The sequence below is a fragment of the Ideonella sp. FW305-24 genome, assembly GCF_058788035.1.
On sequence record NZ_JBYTAI010000046.1, the window covers coordinates 1 to 1,383 of the forward strand.

The following is a 1,383-nucleotide window of genomic DNA, read 5'->3' on the forward strand; positions in this document are numbered from 1 at the left end:
GGTGATGTCCCAGGACGTGGTGTAAGTCTCTGAGTGAAGGTGGCCAGCGAGAGAGGGGGGCCATCGTGAAGTACCCGGATAAGGTTGAGGTGCGACCCAAGCAACTTCAGCCAAGGAGAAATCACGATGACCGCCTCAACTATCGCACTGGCCGAGCTGGCCGAGAAAGGTGCCGACATCGACGTGCTGCGCCAGATGGTGCAGTTCATGGCGCAGCGCCTCATGGAGATCGATGTCGAGGGGCGCTGCGGCGCCGGCTACGACGAGAAGAGCACTGAGCGAATCAACAGCCGCAACGGATACCGCGATCGCGTTTGGGAGACGCGCGCCGGCGCTGTCGAACTGAAGATCCCCAAGCTGCGCCAGGGCAGCTACTTCCCCGAGTTCCTGGAGCCGCGCAGGACAGCCGAGAAGGCCCTCACGGCAGTCATCCAGGAAGCCTACATCAAGGGCATCTCCACGCGCTCCGTGGACGACCTGGTGAAGGCGCTGGGCATGACGGGCGTGTCCAAGAGCCAGGTCTCGCGGCTGTGCGGTGAGCTCGACGAGCAGGTCGGCGCGTTCCTGAACCGCACGCTCGAAGGCGACTGGCCCTACCTCTGGATCGACGCGACCTACGTGAAGACGCGCGAGGCCGGGCGCATCGTGAGCGTGGCCGTCATAGTGGCTGTGGGCGTGAACACCGAGGGCCAGCGGGAGGTCCTCGGGCTGAAGGTGGGCGCCAGCGAAGCCGAGCCCTTCTGGACGGAGTTCCTTCGCAGCCTGAATCGACGCGGCCTGCGCGGCGTGAAGCTGGTCATCAGCGACAGCCACGAGGGCCTCAAGACTGCCGTGTCGAAGGTGCTCAAGGCGACCTGGCAGAGATGCCGCGTGCACTTCATGCGCAACGCGCTGGCCTTCGCCAACAAGACGCAGCGGCGGATGGTGTCGGCGGCCATCGGGACCGTCTTCGTGCAGGACACACCCGAGGCCGCGAAGAAGCAGTGGCGGGCTGTAGCTGACCAGTTCAGGGAAAAGATGCCCAAGCTGGCTGCGTGCATGGACGAGGCCGAGAACGACGTGCTCGCCTTCATGACATTCCCCCGCTCGCACTGGGCGCAGATCTACTCTACGAACCCGCTTGAACGATTGAATGCCGAGATCAAGCGGCGGACCAACGTCGTGGGCATCTTCCCCAACGACGCGGCCATCAAACGCCTGGTGGGCGCCATGATGTTGGAGCAGAACGACGAATGGTCGTTGAACCGCCGATACATGACGCTGGAGGGCCTGCAGAGCCTCAGCGATACTGCCCCGACTCGGCTGCCTGCAGTGGCACGCTGAGCGAGTGGATCTCAACCTATCCGGGTTGACGACTTACACCACTCCGCGGGACATCACCCG

Annotated in this window: 1 protein-coding gene; it reads left to right on the plus strand. The window is 63.9% G+C overall.

Features of this window, described 5'->3' with window-relative positions:
- The first annotated feature begins 126 nt into the window (after nucleotides 1–126).
- Nucleotides 127–1,323: an IS256 family transposase gene (locus AC3WR5_RS33440; protein WP_492490108.1), complete on the plus strand. Its 1,197-nt coding sequence runs from the start codon at nucleotides 127–129 to the stop codon at nucleotides 1,321–1,323.
- The last annotated feature ends 60 nt before the right edge of the window (nucleotides 1,324–1,383 follow it).

Excerpts from the sequence above, each read along its gene's own strand:
- AC3WR5_RS33440 (WP_492490108.1), top strand. The coding sequence starts at position 127 with ATGACCGCCTCAACTATCGCACTGGCCGAGCTGGCCGAGAAAGGTGCC.